At 64.6% G+C, this 19566-nt stretch carries 21 protein-coding genes; 4 read left to right on the top strand and 17 right to left on the bottom strand.

Annotation, left to right across the window (positions count from 1 at the left end):
- Nucleotides 1-15 precede the first annotated feature (15 nt).
- From ACZO3G_RS06070 to spoVAC, 6 genes are all read right to left on the bottom strand, one after another.
- On the bottom strand, nt 16-480 hold the full coding sequence (locus tag ACZO3G_RS06070; RefSeq protein WP_276872168.1) for a cupin domain-containing protein: 465 nt from the start codon (nt 478-480) through the stop codon (nt 16-18).
- A 14-nt stretch (nt 481-494) separates the two neighbouring features.
- The gene (locus ACZO3G_RS06065) at nt 495-1661 is read right to left on the bottom strand and encodes a DUF6070 family protein (RefSeq protein ID WP_276872166.1); all 1167 of its coding nucleotides are present in this window, start codon (nt 1659-1661) and stop codon (nt 495-497) included.
- Nucleotides 1662-1744: 83 nt separating this feature from the next.
- Nucleotides 1745-2995: a hypothetical protein gene (locus ACZO3G_RS06060; RefSeq protein WP_276872164.1), complete on the bottom strand. Its 1251-nt coding sequence runs from the start codon at nt 2993-2995 to the stop codon at nt 1745-1747.
- A gap of 145 nt (nt 2996-3140) precedes the next feature.
- Nucleotides 3141-3497 (bottom strand): stage V sporulation protein AE, encoded by a 357-nt coding sequence (gene spoVAE, locus ACZO3G_RS06055; protein ID WP_101553288.1) that lies wholly within the window; start codon nt 3495-3497, stop codon nt 3141-3143.
- An 11-nt stretch (nt 3498-3508) separates the two neighbouring features.
- On the bottom strand, nt 3509-4537 hold the full coding sequence (gene spoVAD / locus ACZO3G_RS06050; protein ID WP_101552823.1) for a stage V sporulation protein AD: 1029 nt from the start codon (nt 4535-4537) through the stop codon (nt 3509-3511).
- A gap of 11 nt (nt 4538-4548) precedes the next feature.
- Complete coding sequence (gene spoVAC / locus ACZO3G_RS06045; RefSeq protein WP_101552825.1) at nt 4549-4992, bottom strand: stage V sporulation protein AC; 444 nt, start codon at nt 4990-4992, stop codon at nt 4549-4551.
- 154 nt (nt 4993-5146) lie between these two features.
- On the opposite strand from spoVAC, the gene ACZO3G_RS06040 reads away from it, so the two are divergent.
- The gene (locus tag ACZO3G_RS06040; protein ID WP_101552826.1) at nt 5147-6424 is read left to right on the top strand and encodes an adenylosuccinate synthase; all 1278 of its coding nucleotides are present in this window, start codon (nt 5147-5149) and stop codon (nt 6422-6424) included.
- 252 nt (nt 6425-6676) lie between these two features.
- Here ACZO3G_RS06040 and ACZO3G_RS06035 read toward each other — a convergent pair whose 3' ends face one another.
- The 6 genes from ACZO3G_RS06035 to ACZO3G_RS06010 form a co-directional block, all read right to left on the bottom strand.
- A complete protein-coding gene (locus ACZO3G_RS06035; protein WP_277138596.1) occupies nt 6677-9010 on the bottom strand; it encodes a glycogen/starch/alpha-glucan phosphorylase in 2334 nt (777 codons plus the stop codon).
- Between the two features lie 13 nt (nt 9011-9023).
- Entirely contained in the window at nt 9024-10499 is a 1476-nt protein-coding gene (malQ, locus tag ACZO3G_RS06030) for a 4-alpha-glucanotransferase (protein WP_276872178.1), read from the bottom strand.
- A 61-nt stretch (nt 10500-10560) separates the two neighbouring features.
- Nucleotides 10561-11565 carry a LacI family DNA-binding transcriptional regulator gene (locus ACZO3G_RS06025; RefSeq protein WP_256152789.1) on the bottom strand — a complete coding sequence of 335 codons (1005 nt, stop codon included), beginning with the start codon at nt 11563-11565 and terminating at the stop codon, nt 10561-10563.
- A 42-nt stretch (nt 11566-11607) separates the two neighbouring features.
- Nucleotides 11608-12465, bottom strand: a complete 858-nt coding sequence (locus ACZO3G_RS06020) for a carbohydrate ABC transporter permease (RefSeq protein WP_276872158.1) — start codon at nt 12463-12465, stop codon at nt 11608-11610.
- On the bottom strand, nt 12465-13310 hold the full coding sequence (locus ACZO3G_RS06015) for a carbohydrate ABC transporter permease (protein WP_101552836.1): 846 nt from the start codon (nt 13308-13310) through the stop codon (nt 12465-12467). The genes ACZO3G_RS06020 and ACZO3G_RS06015 overlap by 1 nt, the downstream gene beginning before the upstream one ends.
- Nucleotides 13311-13399: 89 nt before the next feature.
- Nucleotides 13400-14794: an ABC transporter substrate-binding protein gene (locus ACZO3G_RS06010; RefSeq protein WP_276872157.1), complete on the bottom strand. Its 1395-nt coding sequence runs from the start codon at nt 14792-14794 to the stop codon at nt 13400-13402.
- 148 nt (nt 14795-14942) lie between these two features.
- Between ACZO3G_RS06010 and ACZO3G_RS06005 the strand changes: the two genes are divergently transcribed.
- Both ACZO3G_RS06005 and ACZO3G_RS06000 read left to right on the top strand, forming a co-directional pair.
- The gene (locus ACZO3G_RS06005) at nt 14943-15161 is read left to right on the top strand and encodes a hypothetical protein (RefSeq protein WP_146021732.1); all 219 of its coding nucleotides are present in this window, start codon (nt 14943-14945) and stop codon (nt 15159-15161) included.
- A 32-nt stretch (nt 15162-15193) separates the two neighbouring features.
- Nucleotides 15194-15454 carry a sporulation transcriptional regulator SpoIIID gene (locus ACZO3G_RS06000; protein WP_101552840.1) on the top strand — a complete coding sequence of 87 codons (261 nt, stop codon included), beginning with the start codon at nt 15194-15196 and terminating at the stop codon, nt 15452-15454.
- A 63-nt stretch (nt 15455-15517) separates the two neighbouring features.
- Here ACZO3G_RS06000 and ACZO3G_RS05995 read toward each other — a convergent pair whose 3' ends face one another.
- The 3 genes from ACZO3G_RS05995 to ACZO3G_RS05985 are packed head-to-tail and all read right to left on the bottom strand — an operon-like array spanning nt 15518 to nt 17067.
- Nucleotides 15518-15907, bottom strand: coding sequence for a secondary thiamine-phosphate synthase enzyme YjbQ (locus ACZO3G_RS05995; protein ID WP_276872156.1), 390 nt, complete (start codon nt 15905-15907; stop codon nt 15518-15520).
- Nucleotides 15897-16646 (bottom strand): nitroreductase family protein, encoded by a 750-nt coding sequence (locus tag ACZO3G_RS05990; protein WP_101552844.1) that lies wholly within the window; start codon nt 16644-16646, stop codon nt 15897-15899. The genes ACZO3G_RS05995 and ACZO3G_RS05990 overlap by 11 nt, the downstream gene beginning before the upstream one ends.
- A 4-nt stretch (nt 16647-16650) precedes the next feature.
- On the bottom strand, nt 16651-17067 hold the full coding sequence (locus ACZO3G_RS05985; protein WP_121586714.1) for a secondary thiamine-phosphate synthase enzyme YjbQ: 417 nt from the start codon (nt 17065-17067) through the stop codon (nt 16651-16653).
- A gap of 171 nt (nt 17068-17238) precedes the next feature.
- Here ACZO3G_RS05985 and ACZO3G_RS05980 point away from each other — a divergent pair, with 171 nt between their 5' ends.
- Nucleotides 17239-18621: an MATE family efflux transporter gene (locus ACZO3G_RS05980; RefSeq protein WP_242970879.1), complete on the top strand. Its 1383-nt coding sequence runs from the start codon at nt 17239-17241 to the stop codon at nt 18619-18621.
- An 87-nt stretch (nt 18622-18708) separates the two neighbouring features.
- Here the strand turns inward: ACZO3G_RS05980 and ACZO3G_RS05975 are convergent, their stop codons facing one another.
- Together ACZO3G_RS05975 and ACZO3G_RS05970 are read right to left on the bottom strand one after the other, a co-directional pair.
- Nucleotides 18709-18837: a hypothetical protein gene (locus ACZO3G_RS05975; RefSeq protein WP_256153210.1), complete on the bottom strand. Its 129-nt coding sequence runs from the start codon at nt 18835-18837 to the stop codon at nt 18709-18711.
- A 49-nt stretch (nt 18838-18886) separates the two neighbouring features.
- A complete protein-coding gene (locus ACZO3G_RS05970) occupies nt 18887-19018 on the bottom strand; it encodes a hypothetical protein (protein ID WP_256153209.1) in 132 nt (43 codons plus the stop codon).
- Between the last annotated feature and the right edge of the window lie 548 nt (nt 19019-19566).

Genomic DNA, 19566 nt, shown 5'->3' with positions numbered 1-19566 from the left:
GCGGCTCTTTTTTTGTCACGGCCCGTTCGGATCGGAGGACCAGTCGGTAAGCTCCTCCCCGCCACGGAACCAGCGGCGGGACCCGTCCGCCTTGACAAGGCGGACCCCCTCGTCGGGGTAGTCGCAGACGTCCGAATCCTCCACCGTGCCGACGTCGAGAATTTCAAGCTCCTCCGTCCCGGAGTTGAAGAACGCGTGGGCCAGCCCCATCCCCGCGGGCTTCGCAAAAAAGTCTCCCGCCTCGACCGGGACCGTCTCCCCGCCGAGCCGCAGCGTTCCGCTGCCGCGCAGCAGGAGGAAGAATTCCTCCTGCCGGGAATGGCTGTGGTACTTGGTGCTCCACCGGCCCGGCGGTACCCGGTCGACGTTGACGTAGAGCCTCCGGCCGCCCCCGGCCGCGCCGAGCAGCAGCGTGCGCAGCTCCCCCGCGCTGCGCAAGACGAATTCTTCCCCAATATGGTTTACGTTTTGTAGCTGCATTTCTGTTCCCTTCCTCACTCCTCAGGCGCCGGGTGGTGCCGGTTGGAGAGATACTCCCAGCCGCCGTCCGCGCGGTCGCGGACGGTCAACTCGCAGCGCTCCCCCGTCTCGTAAAAGCCCATGCCGACAAAGTCGACCAAGAGCGTAAAGCTCCCGTCCGGGTTGTCGGTTTTGGAAACCACCTCCGGCACGCGGAAGTCGGTGCCGCCCCAGAAGCCCTGCCACGCGTACACCTGCCGCTGCGGGTCGTAGGCGGAGAGAAGGTGGAGCTGCTCCGCCGTCACGGGGAAATGGGCGGTCAGCGTTCCGTCCACCTCCTCCGCCGGCACCGCGTAGGGGTACTCGGTCCCCGGCGTGTAGGGCTCGGGATAGGCGTCCATGATCGTCCTGCCCGTCCGCGCCATCAAAAGGCCCTCGAAGGTCCACTCCCAGTGGATCGACGACAGGTCGGTCTCATCCCAGTCGGCGGAGGTCACCCCGAACCGGGTGTGGCACACCGGCAGGACGTATTTCCGGGCGAGCGCGCGGTTCTCCTCCCCGAGCGGCAGCACCCGGAAGCCCATCTGCGCATCGGGGTATTCCTCGAGCCTGTAGACGAGGTGCCCGCCCGGCTGGAGCTCGAACTGGTCGAGCGCCCGCGCGGGCTCGGAGGTGATCGGGGCGTCCGTCCCCATGCCGTATTCCCAGTAGGAGGACGTGAGGGTCACGGCCCCGCCCTCGCTGCGGAAGGTTTCCGCATTCAGCATGGAGCCGATGAGCCGATAGATGGTGAGCGTCCCGTCCCGCCCGGCTTCGGCGGCCTCGCAGAAGGAGACGGCCAGTTCCCCGTTTTCCATGTCAAAATCCTCGTATACCACCGGCACGCCGAGCGCCGCCGCCGCGTCCACCATCCCGCGGTACTGCCCGCCGGTCGGCTCGGCGTAGCCGTTGGGCGACTCCACCTGCGCCGCGATCGGCCGGATCACGTCCCGTACCGCCCCGATCTCCGCCAAAAGCGCTTCCGCCGGTCCGTCGGACGGTTCCGCGGGTTCCCCGCGCTCGGCGGGCTCCTCCGAAGCCGCCTCGCCGGATCCCGCGCCGGGCGCCGGCTCCGTCTCCCGCGCCTCCCGGCCCGCGCAGCCCGCAAGCAGCGCCGCGCAGGCGAGCAGCCCGCACAGCAGCGCCATAAATTCCCGTTTCATCAGGCGTCCCCCCTCTGTCTCTGATTCTACCACAACGGCGGCCGCATTGCCACCTCCCCGCCTGTCCCGCGGCGTCCGGGCGGTCAGGCGTCCTTCCCGAGCAGGGAAACGAAATAGAGCCTCTCGTTGCGGAGATTGCCGTCGTAGGGCTCCCGCTTCACGCGGACCCGGTATACGGGCAGCAGCCCGCGGCAGGCCTCCCTCGCCTCCTCCTCGGTCAGCTCGACGAGTTTTTCCCCATCGTTATAGACATAGTCCGCCGCCCCCATCGTGTCCCAGTGCAGGAAAACGACGTCGGCCTCGTAGAACCCCTCTCCGGCCTCATACGCCGTCACCACCGGGGTCGCCCCCGTCTTGACGAGGCCGCCCTCCAGCGTCGCCACGCCGAAATAGGGATGGAAGGGGTATCTCCCCGTGTCGCCCAGGTTTTCAAAATCGATCTCGCAATCCCAGCCGAAGAGGAGCTTGGCGGTCTGCGTGATGCGCTCCTTGGAAAAGCGGGTGGAGCCGCCCGGGATCATCTCGAGAAACGGCGCGAATGCAAACGGGTAGATGTCCGGCGCGTTGGACACCGCCGCCCGGTAGACCACCTCGTCCGTCAGCCCGGGGATTCCCTTCTCCGGGTCCCGCTGTTCCCGCAGCACGATCTCCAAATAATTTTCGAGCCGCCCGGCCGTCTCGTCGATCCCCAGAAAGCCCCGGTCCCCCTCGGTCCAGTAATAGCTTTTGAGGCTCTGGGCCAGCCCGGCCGGGTCCAACGCGTCGTTGGTCTCCCGGACGAGGGCGAAGTCCTCCCGCGTATAGGTCACGGGCAGGCCCCGCGCGTTCAAAACGGTCTCCTCCGTCCCGGGGTAACGGAACGCGTAGGGCGCGCCCGTCAGCCGTTGGACCTGCGCGGCCAGCTCCGCCACACGCCGCCGGCAGAGCTCCGCCTCGTAGCCGGCGGCCGCCGCGGATTCGCCGGGTTCTCGCTGCGGGTCGTACGCCGCGGCGTAGACCTCCACTGCCCCGGGCAGGTAGGCTTCAAACCCATACTGCGCCTCCATCAGCGCCCCGGCCCGGTCGTCCGGCAGCAGCTCCCGCAGGGTTCGGTAGGCGTGGACCATCTCGCCGCGCCACGCGTCCGCCAGCCGGAGCCGCGCCGCGAGGAGTTCCGGTCCGTTATCCCCGTCCGCCCGGGGGACCGGGATCGCCGCGTCGATCGGGTTGTCCGCGGGAATCTCCCACGGGTCCGCCGCCACGCCTTCCCCGGCGGCCGGGACGGTTTCAGCCGGGGCGGGCGCGCAGCAGGCGAGCGCCAGCAGGCAGGCGATCAGGATTCCGATCCGCTTCATGTTCGTCCCTCCCATCCATCCGCGTGAATCCTCCGCCTCTATTCTATCTCCCTTCGGCAAAGAGCGCAACCCGTTTTCCGGCGCCGCGCGGGTCCGGGACAAAAGCCGCAAAAAGGCGCGCCGCAAAATTTGCGGCGCGCCTTTGTCAGCCCTTGTCCTTGGGCTTGAAGATCAGTGCGACGATGAGCGAGAAGAAGAGCGCGGCGGTGATGCCCGCGGCGGCCGAGGTGAGGCCGCCGGTCAGCACGCCGAGCAGCCCGTCGGCCTGGATGGCCTTTTTGACGCCCTTGGCGAGCAGGCTTCCGAAGCCGAGCAGCGGCACCGAGGCGCCCGCGCCCGCGAACTCGATCAGCTTGGGATAGAGTCCGATTCCGCCGAGCACCACGCCCGCGACCACATATCCGGTGAGGATGCGCGCGGGGGTCAGCTTGGTGTAATCGATGAAGATCTGGCCGATGGCGCAGAGGACGCCGCCCACCAGAAACGCCTTGAGCAGGGTCATAAACAGTTCCATTACACGCGCCCTCCCGTCTTTTTGGAGGAGAGGTAGACGAGGTGCGCGATCGACGCGATGCTCTCCCCCTGCTGCACGACGGTGGGGCTCATGAGCGCGCCCGTCGCGACGAACAGGATCTCGTTCAGGGTTCCCCTGCGGATGAGCGGCAGGATGTGTCCGCACATGACCGAAGCGCTGCATCCGCAGCCGCTCGCGCCCGCGTGCACGTCCTGCTTTTCGAGGTCGTAGAGCATCAGGCCGCAGTCGGTGTGGTGGTGCTCGAGGTCGTAGCCGTCCTTGAGCGTCAGCTCGCGCAGCAGGTCGGTGCCCACCTTGCCGAGGTCCCCCGTGATGATCAGGTCGTAGTTGGAGGGGTTGGTCCCCGTGTCCTCAAAGAAGTGCTTGAGGGTCATGGCGGCGGCGGGAGCCATGGCCGCGCCCATGTTGTTCGCGTCGGTGATGCCGAGGTCCTCGATCGTGCCGATCGTCACGGCCCGGACGAACGGCCCGACCTCGCCCTTTTCCAGGACGGCGGCGCCGGCGGCGGTCGCCGTCCACTGGGCGGTGGGGGTGCGCTGGCCGCCGTATTCGAGCGGCAGGCGGAACTGCCGTTCCGCCGAGCAGAAGTGGGACGAGGTGCAGGCGACCGCCCGCGTGACCGCGCCCGCCTCGAGGAAGACGGAGGAGACGGCGAGGCTTTCGGCCATCGTCGAGCAGGCGCCGAACAATCCGATGAAGGGCATGCCCAGCGCGCGGATGCCGTAGGTGGAGCCGACGCACTGATTGAGCAGGTCGCCCGCGAAGATGCAGTCGATGTCCGCCGAGGAGAGCTGCGCTTTTTCAAGCGCCTTGTTGATCGCCGTCTCCTGCATGCGGCTCTCCGCCTTTTCCCACGTTTTCTCCCCGAAATAGCTGTCCTCGTTGATCACGTCGAACGCCTGCGCGAGCGGGCCCTCGGACTCCTTCTTGGAGCCGACGGCCGCCGACTCCCGCACGCCCGGCGGATCGTCGAAGACCACCGTGTATTTTCCCTTGCGTTTAGCCATGTGACACCCTCCTAATATAACCTGAACAGGTAGATGATCAGGCCGTAGACGACGCTTGCCGCGGTGCCGTAGACGATGACCGGGCCCGCGATGATGAACATCTTGGCGCCCAGCCCCAGCACGAGGCCCTCGCTTTTGAATTCGAGCGCCGGCGAGGCGACCGCGTTCGCAAAGCCGGTGATCGGCACGAGGGTGCCCGCGCCGGCATATTTGGCGATGTTGTCATATACGCCGAAGCCGGAGAGCAGCACCGCCAAAAACACCAGCGTCACCGACGCGGCGGTCGAGGCGACCTCCTGCTCCAGCCCCGCGTATTGGTAGAGCTCGATGCAGACCTGCCCCAGCGTGCAGATCAGCCCGCCGATTAAAAACGCCAGGAGGCAGTTTTTGGGAAAGGGCGAGCCGGGGGAAGCCTTTTTCGCCATCCTGCCGTATTCTTCGGGCGTCATTTTCATGAAAAAATCCCTCATTTCACAAAGAATCTCGCAGTTAGCTTTTGCACCAAACAAAATTTTATGCGGCAATTGCATTTCCGCGCGAAATTTGCTATACTAACCAGTGGTCTAACAGAATCCTTTTTCTGGAAAATATTAGGATGGGGGCTTTTCGATGCCAGCTAGAGTGGTTGTCGGCGTCCAGTGGGGCGACGAGGGCAAGGGAAAAATCATCGATATTCTCGCCTCGCGCGCCGATGTCGTGGTGCGCTCGCAGGGGGGCAACAACGCCGGGCACACGGTGGAGAACGGCGGCGAGGTCTATAAATTGCAGCTCATCCCCTCGGGCATCCTCTATCCGGATACCCTCTGCCTGCTGGGCAGCGGCGTGGTCATCAACCCCAAGGGCATCCTCGGGGAGATCGACGGGCTGGAGGCGCGCGGCGTCTCCTGCAAAAACCTGCGCATCGACCCGCGCGCCCACGTCATCATGCCCTGGCACCTGCTGCTCGACGGGCTGAGCGAAAAAATGCGCGGCAGCGCGATGATCGGCACCACCAACAAGGGCATCGGCCCCTGCTATATGGACAAGGCGGAGCGTTCGGGAATCCGCATCTACGACCTCGTGCACCCGGAGGTGTTCGCGGAAAAGGCGCGGCTCGCGGGCGAAATCAAAAACCGCCTGCTCACCGACTTCTACCGCGCCGAACCGCTCGACCTCGACGCGGTCATCGAGGAGTATACCGCTTACGGCGACCGCCTGCGGCAGTATGTCGCGGACGTGTCGGTGCTCGCCTACAACGCGGTCCGGGAAAACAAGGAGGTGCTCTTCGAGGGCGCGCAGGGCACCCTGCTCGACATCGATTTCGGCACCTACCCCTTTGTCACCAGCTCCCACCCCGTCTCGGGGGGCGTCTGCGTCGGCAGCGGCGTCGGCCCCACCCTCATCGACGAGGTCGTCGGCGCGGCCAAGGCGTACACCACCCGCGTGGGCGCGGGTCCCTTCCCCACCGAGCTGCTCGACGCGACCGGCGACGAGCTGCGCAACCGCGGCCACGAGTTCGGCACCGTCACCGGACGGCCCCGCCGCTGCGGCTGGTTCGACGCGGTCATCATGCGCCATTCGGTCCGCGTCAACGGCCTGACCGCGCTCGCCATCAACAAGATCGACACCCTCTCGGGCATGGGGCCGCTCAAGGTCTGCACCGCCTACAGGAAGGCGGACGGCACCGTCATCCGCGACTTCCCGCCCACGATCGACGAGCTCGCCGAGTGCCTGCCCGTCTACGAGGAGCTCGAGGGCTTCGACGGCGACCTCTCCGGCTGCCGCTCCTTCGACGAGCTGCCCGCCTCCTGCAAGCGCTACATCGCCGAGCTCGAGCGTCTGTGCGAATGCCCCATCAAAATGGTGGGCGTCGGCCCCGCCCGCTCGCAGAACCTCGAGAGGGCGTAAAAAAAGAAAGGCCGCCCGCATGGGCGGCTTTTCCTTTTCCCGCTTTCTTGAAAGAAAGCGGACAAAGAACTTTTGGTTCAGGCCCTCCGCGGATTCTTCCCGCGGCCGCGTCCCGTGGCCCCGCCTCACGGGAGGCGCCTTCGCCGATGGGCGGCGTTTTGCCTGCGTCAAACGTTTTGCGCCGCTTTTTCAAAAGCGGCAAAAAAGAAAGCCGCCCTTGCGGGCGGCCTTTTCTTTTCCGTCTCCCCGAACTCAAACGCCCCAAATCTCCCGCGCGTATTCGCGGATGGTGCGGTCGGAGGAGAATTTGCCGGCGTTGGCGGTGTTGAGGAGGCATTTGCGGGCGAAGGAAGCGCGGTCGCGGTAGGCGCGGTTGACGCGCAGCTTGGCGTCGCAGTAGCTCTCGAAGTCGAGCAGCAGGTAATACTGGTCGGGGCGGTGCCAGCTCGCGCCGGTCATGAGCGAGTCGTAGAGCTCGCGGAACATGCCGGTGCCGCCGTCCGAGAAGGTACCGTCCACGAGGGTGTCCACCACCCGCCTGACGCGGGGGTTGTCGCGGCAGAGCGCCTTCGGGTCGTAGGTGGACGCGGCGGAAGCGATCTCATCGACGGTCGCGCCGAAGATGAAGTTGTTTTCCGCGCCCGCCTGTTCGACGATCTCGATGTTCGCGCCGTCGAGGGTGCCGAGGGTGACGGCGCCGTTCAGCATGAACTTCATGTTGCTGGTGCCGCTCGCCTCGGTGCCGGCGGTGGAGATCTGCTCGGAGACGTCGGCGGCGGGGATGAGCTTTTCGGCGTAGGAGACGTCGTAGTTCTGCACAAAGACCACCTGCATGCGGCCCTTCATGTCCGGGTCGCCGTTCACCCGCTTCGCGATCTCGTTCAGATACTTGATGATCCCCTTGGCGCGGTAGTAGCCGGGCGCGGCCTTCGCGCCGAAGAGGAAGACGGTCGGATAGAAATCGGTGAGCCGCCCGTCCTTGAGGGCGAAGTAGATGTCCAGGATGGAGAACGCGTTGAGGAGCTGGCGCTTATACTCGTGCAGCCGCTTGACCTGGATGTCGAAGAGGAAATCCGGGTTCAGCTCCACCCCCTCGCGCGCCTTCACATATGCGGCGAGCTGGCATTTTTTCTCCCGCTTGATTGCGAGGAACCGCTCGCGGGCGCGCTCGTCGTCCGCATAGGGCGCGAGCTTTTTGAGCTCGTCGAGCTCGGTGACCCAGCCGTCCCCGATCCGCTCGGTGATGAATCCGGACAGCTCGGGGTTGCAGAGCGCGAGCCAGCGGCGCTGGGTGATGCCGTTCGTCTTGTTGTTGAACCGCTCGGGCCAGACGGCGTACCACTCCCGAAGCGCCGTCTCCTTCAGAATCTCGGTGTGGATGCGCGCGACGCCGTTGGTCGAATGGGCGGCGAAGATCGCCATGCGGGCCATGTGGATCCGGCCGTCGTCGACGAGGTAGTAGGGGATCTGGTCCGCGCCGTTGATCCCCTTGTTGTGGAGGGCCTGCTTGAGGCCGTTTTGCAGCATGACGACATAGGGGTAGACCTCGGGGATGACCGAGAGGAAGAGCCCCACGTCCCATTTTTCGAGCGCCTCGGCCATGATCGTGTGGTTGGTGTAGGCGAAGACCCGCTGCGCGATGGAGAACGCCTCGTCGTAGCAGAGGCCGTGCTCCTCCATCAGCAGGCGGAGCAGCTCGGGGATCGATACGGTGGGGTGGGTGTCGTTGAGCTGGACGGCGTATTCGTCCGCGAAGGCGGAGAAATCCTCCCCGTGCCGCCCGAGATACTCCCGCAGGATGCTCTGGAGCGACGCGGAGGAGAAGAAATACTGCTGCTTCAAGCGCAGGCGCTTGCCCGCGTCGGTGTCGTCGTTGGGGTAGAGGACGTAGGAGATCTCCTCGGCGCGGTTCTTTTCGGCGACCGCGCGGTCGTACTCCTGGCGGTTGAAGAGGTCGAAATCGAAGGCGGAGAGAGGTTCCGACTGCCAGAGGCGCAGGGTGTTGATCGTCTTTCCGCCGTAGCCGATCACCGGCATGTCGTAGGGCACGGCGCGCACCGTCTGGTCGGCGAAGCGCACCTCGACCGCGTCCTCCTCCCGGCGCACGCTCCACGGGTCGCCGAAGCGCAGCCAGTCGTCGGCGCGCTCCCGCTGGAAGCCGTCCTCGAAATACTGGCGGAAGAGCCCGTAGCGGTAGCGGATGCCGTAGCCGTCGAGCGGGATGCCGTGGGTCGCGGCGGAGTCGAGGAAGCAGGCCGCGAGTCTGCCCAGTCCGCCGTTGCCGAGCGCGTCGTCCTCGATCTGCTCGAAGTCGGCCACGCTCCTGCCGTGCGCCTTCAGCCAGCGGTCCGCTTCTTCGAGCAGGCCGAGGTTCATGAGGTTGCTGTTCACCAGCCGCCCCATCAGAAACTCGGCCGAAAAATAGCAGGCGCGCTTTTTGCCCGCGGGCTTTTTCCAGCCGTCGCGCAGGAAATCCATCGCGGCCTGCGACACCGCCGTGTAAAGCTGCTTCGCGTCCGCCCCGTCCGGCGTCACGCCGAAGTCGAGCCGCAGAAGCTCGCCGATCTTTTCTTCAAAACGGTCCATACGGTTCCTCCTGTTATCGCCCGTAGAGCTCGGCGAGCTCCCGGAGTTTGCGCGCGGTCCCGGACGTGAGCTGCCCCTCGGCGAGCCGCCAGCGCCAGTTTTCCCCGATCGTCGAGGGGGTGTTCATGCGGGCCTCGTTGCCGAGCCCGAGCAGGTCCTGCATCTGGAAGACGGCGGTGTCCGCGCTGCTTGCGTAGCCCGCGCGGATGAGCGCCCACGGGATCTCCCGGCTGGTGCGCACGCCCAGGTAGGCGCGCGCGAACCGCAGCACCCCGCGCGGCTGGTGGGCGAAAAAGCCCGCCAGCGTCTCGTTGTCGTGGGTGCCGCCGTAGACGACGACGTTTTTGTCGTAATGGCAGGGGAGGTATTCGTTGTCCGGGCCGGAATCGAACCCGAACTGCATGAGCTTCATGCCGGGATAGCCGCTCCGTTTGAGCATGCGGCCGACCTCGGGGATGACGATGCCCAGGTCCTCGGCGATGACCCGCTTGCCCCCCATGACGCTGGAGATCGCCGCGATAAGCCCCTCGCCCGGTCCGTCGACCCACACGCCGTTTTTGGCGGTGTCGTCCCCGGCGGGGATCGAATAGTAGTGGGCGATGCCCACGAAGTGGTCGATGCGCACGACGTCGTAGAGCTCGGAGGAGAACTTCATCCGCAGCTTCCACCAGGCGTAGTCCTCCCGCGCCATCCGCTCCCAGTCGTAGAGCGGGTTGCCCCACAGCTGGCCGTCGGAGGAAAACATGTCGGGCGGCACTCCCGCCACCCTGCTGGGGCGGCGCTGCCCGTCGAGCTGGAACTGCTCGGGATGCGCCCACACGTCGGCGCTGTCGAGCGCGACATAGATGGGAATGTCCCCGATGATCTCGACGCCGAGCCCGTTGGCGTAGGATTTGAGCGCCCGCCACTGCTCGAAGAACTTGAACTGGCAGAACTTCCAGAAGTCGATTTCCTCCGCGAGCTCCCGCGCGCAGCGCGCGAGGGCCTCCGGCTCCCGCATGCGGATGTCCTCCGGCCACCGGAGCCACTCGTGCCCGCCGAAGTGCATCTTGACCGCCATATAGAGGCTGTAGTCCTCCAGCCAGACGGCGTTTTCCGCGCAGAACTCCCGGTAGGCGGGGGTATCCGCGTGGCGGCTGCGCCGGAAGGCGGCGTGCAGCACGGTGAAGCGGTGCCTGTAGATCCTGGCGTAGTCGACCGCGGCGGGGTCGTCCCCCCAGCCGCAGGCGGAGATCTCCGCCCCGGTCAGCAGCCCCTCCCGCTCGAGCAGGTCGAGGTCGATGAAATAGGGGTTGCCCGCGAAGGCAGAAAAGCTCTGGTAGGGGCTGTCGCCATAGCTGGTCGGCCCGAGCGGCAGCACCTGCCAGTAGCGCTGGCCGGCGTCGCGCAGAAAGTCGACGAACGCGTAGGCCGCGCGGCCGAAGGTGCCGATCCCGTATGGGGAGGGCAGGCTCGTCACCGGCAGCAGGACGCCCGCGCCGCGGCGCATGGGCTTTTGTTTTCGGATGTTCAATCGTTCCGCCTCCGTTTGGTGGATTGCTTTCGCCCGGTCAGAGCGTCCGGACGCTCTCCCCCTCGATGAGCTCGAAGGGGGCGGTCTCGTGGACGGCGTCGCCGCCGTTCTCGATGCTGTTGATGAGGATCTCCACGCCGCGCACCGCCAGCCGCTCCTGCGACTGCTTGACGGTGGCGAGCTTGGGATTGTAGTATTCCGCCAGCTCCACGCCGTCGAACCCGACGACCGAAAGGTCGCGCGGGACCTCTAGCCCCCGGTCGCGGAGGGCGCGGACGGCGCCCACGGCCATCACGTCGCTCATCGCGAAGACGGCGGTGAGCCCGGGCGCCCGGTCGAGCAGCCGGCCCATCGCGCGGTAGGCGCTCGCGTAGGCGAAGCGCGCCTTCTCGTACTGCTTTTCCGGCTCGAAGGAGACCCCGCGCGCCGCGAAGCTGCGCAGGCACCCCTCGAGGCGGAGCTGGCTCGTATAGGAGCGCCCGACGTCTCCGCCGATCACGCCGATCCTCGTGTGTCCGCGGTCGATCAGGTAATCGACCGCGCGGCCCGCCGCGGCCGCGTCGTCGGTCGACACGCTCGACAGGTTCGGAAAGCCGAGCGCCCCGCCCGGGTTGGTGACGAGCACGCTGGGGACGCGGATGCGGCTGAAGTTCTCGCGGAAATAGGAGAGGTTCCCGCCGAGGAAAAGGAGCCCCAGGGGCTTCTGCTCCCGGCAGAGGAGCAGCGCGTGGCGCACCTCGTCCGAATCCTCGTCGAGGTAGTAGACCACGTCGGTGTAGCCCGCGGATTTGATGAGGTCCTGCATCCGCTCGACGATAGGGGCGAAGAGCATGTTGGAGGTGCCCTTCACGACGATCGCGATGCTCTTGGTGGCCGTCTGCTTGAGGTGCTTGGCGTTGTTGTTGGGAATAAAGCCATGCGCGTCGATGACCGCCTGGATGCGCGCCTTGGTTTCGGCGCTGACGTCGGGGTGGTCGTTGAGCGCGCGGGAGACGGTGCTCACCGCGTACCCCGATTCCCTGGCAATGTCCTTGATCGTCACGTCGCCGGCCTCCCTTCACACGTCGTTTCGCTGATTCCTATTCTACCCCTTTACCGCGCCCGCGACAACGCCCTTGATGATATATTTTTGGCAGATGAGATAGAAGATGATGATCGGGATGATCGACAGCACGAGCACCGCCATCAGCGCGCCCATGTCGCGGGAGCCGTAGCCGCCCTGCAGATACTGGACCGCGATGGGGATGGTGCGGTACTTGTTGCCGATGACGAGGTAGGGCAGCAGGTAGTCGTTCCAGATCCACATGGCGTTGAGGATCGCGACGGTGATCGCGGTGGGCCGGAGGATGGGGAAGACCACGAGGAAGAAGGTCTGGAGGGGGTTGCAGCCGTCGATCATCGCGGCCTCCTCGATTTCGAGCGGGATCGATTTGACGAAGCCGCTGAACATGAAGACCGAAAGCCCCGCGCCGAAGCCGAGGTAGATGACGATGATGCCCACGGGGTTATCGAGGTGGAGCATGTTGGCGACCTTGGACATCGGGAACATGACCATCTGGAAGGGGACGATCATGCTGAAGACGAAGAGGTAATAGAGCGCACCGGAAAACTTCCCCTTCGAGCGGATGATGTACCAGGCGGTCATCGCGGTGAAGAGGATGATCGCCCCCACCGAAAAGACGGTAATGAAGAGGGAGTAGCCGAACGCCGAGAGGAAGCCCGCCTTCTCGATGCCGCTCAGGTAGTTTTTGAATCCCACAAAGGTGGCGGGGCCGTCGGCGGTCTCGGTGAGGGTCGGGAGCTTGAAGGGCGCGTCGGAGATGAAGAACTGCCCCTTGAAGGAGTTCATCAGCACGACCAGGATGGGCGCAAGCACCAGCAGCGCGAGGATGAGCAGCAGGATGAAGATGGCCGCGTTTGCGAACCTGCGTTTGACTGCCATCAGTTCTCGACCTCCTTCCGGCGGGTGAGCATGAGCTGGGTAAAGGCGATCACGCCGACGACGATGAAGAAGACGGTCGCCTTGGCCTGGCCGACCCCCTCGAAGCCGACGCGCCCGTAGAAGGTATTATAGATGTCGAGCGCGAGCATCTGGGTCTCCTTGGCCGGCGCACCGCCGGTGAGGGCGAAGTTCTGGTCAAAGAGCTTGAAGGAGTTTGTGAGGGTGAGGAAGGTGCAGATGGTGATCGAGGGCATCACGTTGGGGATCGTGACGTGGATGAGCGACTGCCAGCCCGACGCGCCGTCGATGGCCGCCGCCTCGGTGAGCTCGCCCGAAATGTTCTGGATGCCCGCGATGTAGATGACCATCATATAGCCCACAAGCTGCCAGTTCATCAGCACGACCAGCCCCCAGAAGCCGTATTTGGCCGAGAAGGTGATGTCCACCCCGAAGCGGAGCAGAAAGCCGTTGATGATGATCTGCCAGATATAGCCGAGCACGATGCCGCCGATGAGGTTGGGCATGAAAAAGACGGTGCGGAAGAGGTTGGTGCCCTTCATCGCGCGGGTGAGCAGCATGGCGAGCGCGAAGGAGAGCAGGTTGATGGTGATCACCGAAACGACGGTGAATTTTACGGTGAACCACAGGGCGTTGAGGAAGTCTCTGCTGCCGGTAAACGCCTTGACGTAGTTGGCAAGCCCCACCCACTGGGTGTTGGTCACCGTTGTAAACTCGGTAAACGAGAGGTAGACGCCCATCACGAACGGGATGAGAAACGAGATGGCGAACGCGATGAACGTCGGCAGCGCGAAGAAGGCGAAATACTTTCTCAGCGTTTTTGACATGACATCCCCTCCTGTCGGATAACAAATGCCGTCCCGCACCGCGGGGTGCGGGACGGCGGGAAGATCAGCGGATGGGACAGCGCCCGCTGTTACAGGTTGCTTTCAGCCTTCCACTCGTCGACGACCAGCGTCTTGACGTCGTCCCACGTCTTGGTGCCCTGCGCATACTGGAGCAGCGCGGCGCCGAAGTCGTCTTTGAAGGTCTGGCTCGGGAAGACGAGGAACGCGCTCCACGGCACGGAGGAGACGCCCTCCTTGCTCATCCAGGCGCTGACTTCCCTGGCGAGCGGGTCGGTCGGGCGCTCATCCTCGGCAAAGGTGTCGAACGGGGCGATGAAGCCGAGCTTGTTGGTGACGAAATCCTTGCCCGTGTCGGAGGAATAGAGCCAGTAGATGAAGTCGGCGGCCAGCTTCTGCTTTTCGGCGGGAGCCTGGCTGTTGATCGCAAAGAAGTTTTCGGTGCCGACGCAGATTCCCTGGGACTCCTCGCCGTCCACGCCGATGTAGATCGGCATAAACTTGATGTCCTCCTCCTTGACGGTGTTGCCCTCGACCTCGGCGATCTGGCTCCACGCCCAGTTGCCGTTCTGGACCATCGCGCACTGTCCGAGCGCGAATTCCGCCATCGAGTCGGCAACCTGCTTGCTGCCGAGCAGCTTGGGATCGACGGTCGAGTTGTTCAGATAGAGGTCGAAGATGTTCTTGTAGTTGTCGCTGTACTGGAAGGTGATCTCCTTGGTGGCGTCGGTCGAGAGGTCGACGTTGTTGGCCTCGAACTCATAGTGGACCGGCAGGTTGGCCAGGTGGGTCTGCCAGCGCCAGTCCTCGCCGGGCTTGAGGGAGGTGGAGGCGAAGACGCCCTTGATGCCGAGCTGGTCCTTCTTGGCGGTCATGTCCTCGACGACCTCCTTGAGCTTCTGGAAGCTGCGGATCTCATCCATCGACTTGGCCTTCGCGCCGTCGAGGGCGAAATACTTCTCCATGATCGCGTTGTTGTAGATGATGCCGTAGCCCTCGACCACGTAGGGGATGCCGACGACCTTGTCGCCGTCGGTGATGGCCAGGCCCTTATCGGTCAGGTGCTGGTAGAGCTCGGTGCCCGAGAGGTCGGCGCAGTAGTCCTTCCAGTTGGCGTAGCCCTTGGGGCCGTTGATCTGGAAGAGGACGGGGGCGTCCGCCTTGGCGATCTCGGATTTGAGGGTCTGCTCGTAGGTGCCCGACGCGGCGGTCACGACGTGCAGCTTGACGCCCGTCTCCGCCTCGTAGGCCGCGGCGATCTCGTCATAGACCGGGGCGATCTCGGGCTTGAAGTTGAGGTAGTAGAGCTCGCCGCCCGCGGCAGGCTGGGTGGCCTGGTCGCCCGAGGTCGTGCCGCTGGGGTCGGCCGCGGGGGTGCTCGGCGTGCCGGTGCCGCCGGTGGAGCCGCAGGCCGCCAGCGTGGCGAGCATCGCAATCGCAAGGATCAGTGCCAATAATTTTTTCATTCTGGTTTCCTCCTGTTATCGGTTGTGTGTACGGATCAAACCATAGGCTGCAAATGTTTGCCGAAACGTTTCCGGTAACGCTACCGGAAACGTTTCCAGTTGACGCTTTCAATATATCCTCTCTGGAAAAAAAGTGCAAGAGCATTTGATGAAAAATAGCAGGATACCTAAACATATCCGGCCCCTTTTAGGTGACGTGCACAATTTCCCCGCCGGCCGCGCGCGTCAGCGCGGCGCCTGTGGATTATTTTACGCCATGCCGAAGGAATTATTGATCGAAAAGCAAATTTTCATGCAGCCTGCCCCGGAAAAACGCGGCTTTTTCGCCGCACGCCCGCGTTCTTTTACAAAATACAGCCGCATATAGATTAGTAGACAGAACGCAGGGGAGGTTTCGCTTTGAAAGGTTTGCCGGAGGAGCGCGCGATCACGTTCGCCCACTATATCATTGACAACAATACCACCGTACGGGCTACCGCCAAGGAATTTCATATATCGAAATCGACGGTACATAAGGACGTAACCGACCGGCTCAAAAAGATCAACCCGCTGGTATACGCGCAGGTCAAGGAGGTGCTCGACCGCAACAAGTCGGAGCGCCACATCCGCGGCGGCATCGCCACCCGGGAGAAATACGCGCGCCTCAAAACCCACGCCTGATCAAACGCAAACGAAAGGCCCGCCGCGGATGCAGCTGCATCCGCGGCGGGCCGTGTTCTTTTTTCAGAGCAGTTTCACGTAGAACCGCCGGGTGCGCGGGCCGTCGAACTCGCAGAAGTAGACCGCCTGCCACACGCCGAGCACCGGCCGCCCGTTTTCGACCGGGAGCAGCACCCCCGGGCCCACCGCGCTCGCCCTGAGATGGGCGGCGGAGTTGCCCTCCGCGTGGCGAAACTCCGGCCGGTCGGGGTAGGCCCGCTCAAGCCCGAGCAGCATGTCGGACACGACGTCGGGATCGCTGTTCTCGTTGACGGTGATCCCCGCGGTCGTGTGCGGGCAGTAGACGAGGCAGGCCCCGTCGGTGACGCCGCAGGCCTCGACCGCCTCGCACACCCGCCCGGTCACGTTGTTAAAGCCCTGCCGCCCCGTCTGGAGCGTGTATTCACAGAGCATCCGTCCCCGCCTCCCCTCCGCGCAGGTACGCGCCGCCGCTGCCCGGCTTCCAGCTTCCGCCGCCCGCGCCGATCTCGAAATGCAGCTTCGCGATGCCGAGGTCGACCGCCTGGGAGGCGTAGTCGGGGACCGACGCGCTGACCGCGCCGTCCCGCCAGACAAAGCGGACCGGCTGCCGGTTGAGGGCGGAGGGCGCGCGCCGGACGGCGCGCATCCCCGCCGCGAACCAGTCGGGCGGCGTCTCCCCGCCCGCGTCGTAGAGCGCCTCCAGCGGCTTGGTCGAGCGGTGGACCATCCGGTAGATGAACCGCTCCTTCCCGCCAAGCTCCGCGGACACATGCCCGACCGTAATCACGCAGACGAGCTCCTCGTCGGGGAGCAGGCGGCAGGGGCAGGCCGCCCGGTCAAAGGTGCCGCCCACCCAGCAGGTGCCGAGCCCGAGCCTGGTGGCCTCCAGGACGAGCTTCTCCCCCCAGTAGCCCACCTTCTCCCGCAGGCAGAGGTCCGCGCGCCTGCCCGCCATCGCGAAATAGCTGTTCACGCCCGAGAACATGCCGTAGCTGCGGCGAAAGCCCCGGAACGCCTCCGCGCCCTCCCGGACAAGCTCGACGCGCAGCCCGGCGCGCCGGTTGTATTCCCCCACCAGCGTGAGCAGCGCGCCCGAGGTAAAGGGCTCCAGCGGCGTCTCCAGATAGCTGCGGCGGGAAATCCGCCGCTCGACGGCCTCCAGGTCGGTCATATCCTCACTCCCCGATGATCTTGATCAGCACCCGCTTGTCGCGTTTGCCGTCGAATTCAAAATAGAAGATCTGTTCCCACGTCCCGAAATCGAGCCTGCCGTCCGTCACGGCCACGACCGTTTCCCGGCCCATGACCGTCCGCTTGAGGTGCGCGTCGGCGTTGTCCTCGCAGCCGTTGTGGCGGTACTGGGCGTAGGGCTTTTCGGGCGCGAGCTTTTCCAGCCACACCTCATAGTCGTGGTGCAGCCCGCTTTCATCGTCGTTGACGAAGACGCTTGCCGTGATGTTCATCGCGTTTGCGAGCAGCAGGCCCTCTTTGATCCCGCTCTCCCGCAGCGCCTCCTCAACCTGCGGCGTGATGTTGACGAGCCCGCGCCGGGCGGGCAGGCGGAAATGCAGCTCCTTGCGGTAGGATTTCATCGGCAGCGCCCCCTTTGCATTTATTATAACACGCGTCCCCGGCCGGTACAACGTCGCATCCGGTCATCTTTTGTTCACAATCCCGGCCACAGTGAGGACACAGTTTGTTCATATTCTTGCGCTATGATGGTCTTTTAAATATGAACGACAGAGGGGGAGTGGGAGTCCGCCATGAAGCAGGATATGGACTACCGATTTGCCAATGAAAACATTCCAAAACTGATCTTATCGCTTTCCGCGCCGGCGATCGCGGCGCAGGTGATCAACGCACTTTACAACGTGGTCGACCGGATGTACATCGGGCGGATGCCCGGGAACGGCACGGTCGCGCTGACCGGCGTGGGGCTGGCGTTCCCGATCATCATGGTCATTTCGGCGTTCGCGGCGCTGGTCGGGTACGGCGGCGCGCCGCTCGCCTCGATCAAGATGGGCGAGGGCAGGCGCGACAAGGCGGAGGAGCTGATGGGCAACTGCTTTACCATGCTCGTGGGCGTCGCGGTCCTGCTGACCGTGGTGCTGATGATCTTCAAGACGCCGCTCCTGAACCTCTTCGGCGCGAGCCCCGACACGCTGCCCTACGCGGACAGCTACCTGGAGATCTACCTGATCGGCACGATCAGCGTGCAGATCGCGCTGGGGATGAACCAGTTCGTCTCGGCGCAGGGCTTTGCCAAGACCGCCATGCTCACCGTCTGCATCGGCGCGGCGCTCAACATCGTCCTCGACCCCATCTTCATCTTCGCGCTGGATATGGGCGTGCGGGGCGCGGCGCTCGCCACCATCCTCTCCCAGACGGTCTCCGCGGTGTGGGTGCTCCTGTTCATCTCCTCCAAGCGCTCCAACCTGCGTTTGCGGGCGCGCAACTTCCGCGTGAGCCCCAAGGTCGCGGGACCGGTGCTGGCGCTCGGGCTTTCCCCCTTCATCATGCAGAGCACCGAAAGCCTTGTGCAGGTCACCTTCAATTCCTCGCTCCAGAATTACGGCGGCGACGCCTACGTCGGCGCGATGGTCATCATGAGCAGCGTCATGCAGTTCTTTATGATGCCCATCATGGGCCTCGCGCAGGGCTCCCAGCCGATCATCAGCTTTAACTACGGCGCGGGGAACCACGGGCGCGTCAAGCAGGCGATCAAGTACATGACCGCCTTCTGCGTGACCTTCGGGATGCTGCTGTGGATCATTATGGTCTTTTTCCCGCAGCTGCCCATCCGCATCTTTACCGGCGACCCCGCCGTCATCGCCCTCACCTCCCGGCTGATGCGCATCTTCTTCCTCGGCATGGTGGTCTTCGGCTTCCAGATGTCCTTCCAGCAGGTGTTCATCGCGCTCGGCCAGGCGAAGGTCTCCATCTTCATCGCCATGCTGCGCAAGCTGATTCTGCTGATTCCGCTCGTGCTGATCCTGCCGCATTTCATCACCCCGCAGACGACCGGCGTCATCATCGCCGAGCCGATCGCCGACATCACCGCCGCACTCACCTGCTGCGCGCTCTTCGCCTGGAAGTGCCGCCGGCTGCTGAACGGCGCCCCGGAAACTCCTCCGCAGGAGCAGTAAACGCCATCAAAACGGCCCGCCGGTTTCGCATCCGCGAAGCCGGCGGGCTTTGTCATTGCGCCTGAGCGGTGGGAAACGCCGGGGCGCTCACGCGGCCCAGCCGTCCTCGAGGTCCCGAAGCGCCTCCTGTTCGGTGTCGGCCGAGAATTGGAACCTTCCGAGCCGGTCGTACACTTCCACGTGCCCCTGCACCCACCTGATCTGATAATCCGCCATTGCCGACACTCCTTTCCGTGTTGTGCGCGGTCCTGTTCCCGTGTTTCGTTCAGTCCTCCCGGACGGCCTGGAGGTAGCGCTTTTCGGTGCGGTAACCCTCCCGGGCGGCCTTCCGGCACTGTCCCATCATATAGCGGTAAAACCCGTAGCTTCCCGCCAGCCAGACGATTGTTCCCAGCATCTTTTTCCCTCCTTCCATCCTTATTATAATAGGGTGAGTGTACAATATAACGGACAGTTTGAGGGGTTTTCACTCTACATGCGGCAGAGATTTCCGGGTTACCGCCCGCTGGCGGTTTTGGATTTGCCGCGCTTCGGTTTTCGATTTGCCGCGCTGCACCCGGCGGGGCTTTAGATGCGCTCCTCGCCTGCGGCGAGCGCCGCAGAGCGGCGACGCGCATTCAAAGAGGGCCCCAGGCCCCTTTGGATTCCCCGTAGGGAGTCGCCATGCGACCCGGCCCTGCGGGCCGGAACCCTAAGCGGAGCCGCCTTCGGCGGCAAGAATCACGAGCGCGTTTTGCCGCGCGGCGGTTTTCGATTTTCCGCCCAGCGGTCGGAGGGCCTTTTACGCGCCCCTCTGGGGCGCTTTAGGGGAGCCGCCTTCGGCGGCATAGATCGCCGGGTCCCGCCCCGGCAGGCGGACCGACTTCTTGCGCGCCCAAGAAGTCGGCGGAAGAAGGGCGCTCAAGGGGACTTCCGCCTTGGGCGGCCTGCCCGGGCTGCGCCCGG

It is taken from the genome of Anaerotruncus sp. (genome assembly GCF_057433415.1).
Note: the sequence above shows the minus strand (reverse complement) of the source record. Positions and strands in the feature narration are given on the sequence as shown.